We start from the raw sequence: 797 nt of genomic DNA on the forward strand, positions 1-797 counted from the left end.
GAAAGCGCACTGGTTGCACACCCCCAGGTAAAACAGGCGGTAGTGATTGACCGGGAGCAGGAAGGTCATAAAGTCCTGGCGGCCTATCTGGTGAGTGAAAGAAGCGTATCTGATGATACCCTGATTGAGTACCTTTCCGACCGTCTGCCGGAGTATATGGTGCCGGCCAGCTTTACCCGCATTGAATCAATTCCACTGACCCTGAATGGTAAGTTAGATCGCCGGGCATTACCGGAACCAAACTGGGGTAGCCGGGATGGTTACATCGCACCGCGCAATGCACTGGAAACTCAGCTTTGTACTATCTGGCAGGAGGTATTGGGACTGGCACAAGTAGGTATTGAGGATAACTTCTTCCGTATCGGTGGTGATTCGATTGTCAGTATCAGGTTAGTTTCCCGATTGCGGAAAGCGGGTTTTACCGTGCAGGTCAAATCGATTTTTGAAGCGCCAACGGTGGCACGTTTGGCACAGATACTGACACAGGAACAACAAACAGTCATCGTGGTGGCTGAACAGGGTTGGTTAAACGGAGAATTTGGCTTATTGCCTGTCCAGCAGGATTTCTTCAACCGCCAGTTAGCGCAGCCACACCACTGGAACCAGGCCTTTATGATCCGCCTGCCCGGTACGATCAAGCACGGCGATATCAAAAAAGCGTTGAATCAACTGGCTGAACGACACGATATGCTGCGTGCCCATTTTGTGGAAACGGCAGCAGGTTATCGCCAATGTTATCAGGCCGACATACCTTCATGGTTATCAACGTTGCCTCACTGTGATGTCAGTCAATGGGA

The 797-nt window shown here is 50.9% G+C and carries 1 protein-coding gene; it reads left to right on the plus strand.

Annotated features, from left to right (window positions below):
- Nucleotides 1-797: phosphopantetheine-binding protein (locus AAC147_RS08445; protein ID WP_047686352.1), on the plus strand; the 797-nt coding region annotated here is incomplete at both ends.

The organism is Xenorhabdus sp. NBAII XenSa04 (assembly GCF_963866145.1).
Taxonomy (GTDB): domain Bacteria; phylum Pseudomonadota; class Gammaproteobacteria; order Enterobacterales; family Enterobacteriaceae; genus Xenorhabdus; species Xenorhabdus indica.